The organism is Nostoc sp. (assembly GCF_036917235.1).
Taxonomy (GTDB): Bacteria; Cyanobacteriota; Cyanobacteriia; order Cyanobacteriales; family Nostocaceae; genus Nostoc.
The window spans coordinates 211,694-214,456 of record NZ_JBALDU010000078.1 but is presented as its reverse complement, the minus strand read 5'-3'; the positions used below and the strand labels follow the sequence as shown (position 1 = coordinate 214,456).

General features: G+C 37.6%; 4 protein-coding genes. 2 read left to right on the top strand and 2 right to left on the bottom strand.

Annotated elements, in window-relative coordinates; genetic code table 11:
- Nucleotides 1–90 precede the first annotated feature (90 nt).
- On the bottom strand, nt 91–315 hold the full coding sequence (locus V7K44_RS22805) for a hypothetical protein (RefSeq protein ID WP_334934619.1): 225 nt from the start codon (nt 313–315) through the stop codon (nt 91–93).
- 40 nt (nt 316–355) lie between these two features.
- Between V7K44_RS22805 and V7K44_RS22800 the strand changes: the two genes are divergently transcribed.
- Entirely contained in the window at nt 356–538 is a 183-nt protein-coding gene (locus V7K44_RS22800; RefSeq protein WP_334934617.1) for a hypothetical protein, read from the top strand.
- A gap of 125 nt (nt 539–663) precedes the next feature.
- On the opposite strand, the gene V7K44_RS22795 is transcribed toward V7K44_RS22800, so the two are convergent.
- Nucleotides 664–1,041, bottom strand: coding sequence for a hypothetical protein (locus V7K44_RS22795; RefSeq protein WP_334934615.1), 378 nt, complete (start codon nt 1,039–1,041; stop codon nt 664–666).
- Between the two features lie 58 nt (nt 1,042–1,099).
- Between V7K44_RS22795 and V7K44_RS22790 the strand changes: the two genes are divergently transcribed.
- Nucleotides 1,100–1,426, top strand: a complete 327-nt coding sequence (locus V7K44_RS22790; RefSeq protein ID WP_334934613.1) for a hypothetical protein — start codon at nt 1,100–1,102, stop codon at nt 1,424–1,426.
- Nucleotides 1,427–2,763 lie beyond the last annotated feature (1,337 nt).

The following is a 2,763-nucleotide window of genomic DNA, read 5'->3' as shown; positions in this document are numbered from 1 at the left end:
TAATTGCATCCACATCACCACGCCTGCACCTTAGTTCCAAACGTTACTTTTAAGTTCTCTCAGTATTTTCTCATGAATGATTCCGGATTGCTATACTTCTGGCTTAACTATCAGATTTTGACTGCTAAGGGTTACGGTAATGTGTTCAGCTGCTTTCAAACCAAGATAACGTCCTTTGGATTCATCCCAGCCTGTGGCATAAGCAAAGTTTTCATTCCACAGTAATGCTGCAACTCCTTCTGCGATCGCTTCTAATAGCACTTGTTGATTTTTGATGCGTGGCAGGTAAAGGTAGTACGCTAAGTATTCCCACAACTTCTTAAGGTCGAGGTGGTTTAGTGCAGTACAAAAGCAGATGCCAGAGTTATTAAAACAAATTGCAGACTTACCTGTTCGTCTACGTCTTTTGGATCTGCTGGGAGAACAAAAGGCAAAAGAACTGCAAGCAAGTTTAACGGATATCCTCAGAGGCGATGTTAGCAATGCAACAGCACTTTTAGATAGCCAAAATTGCACAATTCTCGACGATATCCAATAGGCAAAGCAAATTGTTAATTTACTCAACAATGGGGCTGAAACAGAATTCAAAGCTGCACGATCGCTACTCCATCACTTAGATGAACTTAAGGCTTTATTTTCCAAGCAAGTGCTAGAACTGTCATCTCAAGGTAATCGAGATAACAAAATCTTAGCGGCATCTTCATACCTTGCCTGTAAACCCAAAAGTGAAGCTTTTTTAAGTAACAGGTCTGGCAAAAGGCCCTCAATTGCTAAACACTTTTCTACCATTTCAAAAGCTTGATGAATTTGCCGCGTTTGCATATATGCAGCTAATCCAATGCGACAAAGATCGCCTCTTAAAGAAGAAGCGGCATTTAACAAGTATGGATGTGCTTCAATATCTCTTAGGCAATCAAAATACCTTCCGTCTCTGTATGCTGCGGTGATGATCAGTAGTAGTTCTAAATCTGTAAGTGATTGCCCTATTTCTGAGTTGTAGAGAACGAGGTTGCAGGTCAAATGGAAGCTACCATTCGACACCTCAATGCCACAATGCCTGATTTGCTACCAGGTTATCGAATAAAAATTATTGATGGTAATGCGTAGGTGTAGCCCGCCGCAGGCATCGCGGCAATGTTCGGTCGCCGCGATCGCATTACGTGAAATCAGTAGCGCCCCATTACCAGGACAATCCTTGGTCGTACTTGACCCAAGTTTGATGCTGGTAGTAGATGTATTTCTATGTGTTGACGGTCATGCTCAAGAGCGTTCTTTATTTAATGAGGTACTACCAACCGTTGAAGAAGATGATGAATGGAAAAGCAGACCGAAATTTTTGTACACTCAAGTTTTTATTCGGTGTTGCTGCTTACCAAGGCTACTTTATTATCCGGCAACATCAAAGTCTGCTCTGGCAGGCAAGTGATGATTTTCGTTTGGTCGCACCTTGAAAGGGCTAGTCTAGCTCTCTCTCACAAAGGAAACGTGTTTGTCGGGCGAAAGTTTGGCTTCAGGAGACTTCCAAAGAATAATTATCAAAACAGAATCTAGGAGCCAGAAAACAGGTATGAATTCTGTACGAGTGGCGGATGAATAAACGGGTTTAGACCCCCACGAAATCGTATATTTGGTGGTCTTCAATCAGCGGTGGGTCAGAATCCCTCACGAAGAGTGATTCTGACTTCTGAATTTTTGTTCAATATTCACTAACTATTTTAAATATCTTTATTATTTGTTTAACTGTCTTAACTGTCTTAACTGTCTGCTTAATTTTCTTAAGTGGTATTGCATTTTATTGGCAAATCTGAGATGATTTATAGATTAAAGTAAAAGTTTACCTTTAAATAAGCTTACCTCTGGTTATTTAAAGGTAAACTTTTACTTCACTTCTAAAGCTCATCAGGTAAGTAAGTTTCTGTACTACTAAATATCAGGGATTGCCGTCAATATTCACTTGATTCCTTAACTAATACTGTAAGAATTTGAGGTAAGTTCAATAGATGAAACCGTAAAAACTGGCTGGGTTAGATGGTATTTCTGGCATAATCTTAATCACATCAGGAGGGTAGTTATGCCACAGTTGCAGCTACTATCACAGCCTGGTGAAACCCTTTGGAGCGTAGAAATCCCTGCTAGTCTAATAACAATTGTCAATAAATATTGTAGCCCAATATAAAATTGAAGCGATTTTCAAGGACATTTATGCAGAACGGAGCAAAAAGCAATTCGTAATAGTTCTTCAGTAATTCAAGATTTATCCATTACAGAGGAGCTAAAAAGTCTATTTAGCATAGAAACAATTAGTGATGTTCAAAAAGTGGAAACCCAAAAAATAGTTGAAATAGTTGAGTAAAAATCTTTGATATATAGCTGTACTTTCCGAAAAATATAACTAAATAATTGTAATTCTTAAAAAATCTACTTTAAGTAGGGCGGGCTAATGCAGTTAGATAAGATACCAGGTACTTAAAAAATTTAAATCAGCAAAAAGAGTTAACCCAATGAAACAGAAGAATGCGATTAATTAAATACCATTAATTAAAGTTTAATCATAGACAATTGCGTAGTAATAGAGATACAGATAAAAAGTTCAAAGATGAGTTCAGTCATTTATGTTGTACTAACACGAATATTTGCTCGAAAACAATTATTATCTAATTTGTAAACAACCACGCTTAGTGAGGCTATTAAAAGTAACAGGGTTAGAGAAAAATTATTACTTTGTTTTCTGTAAAAAAAGCATTCATTAAAGGATAGTAAACT

Coding starts and splice junctions, on each gene's coding strand:
- V7K44_RS22790 (WP_334934613.1), top strand. CDS start 1,100: ATGCGTAGGTGTAGCCCGCCGCAGGCATCGCGGCAATGTTCGGTCGCC.
- V7K44_RS22800 (WP_334934617.1), top strand. CDS start 356: ATGCCAGAGTTATTAAAACAAATTGCAGACTTACCTGTTCGTCTACGT.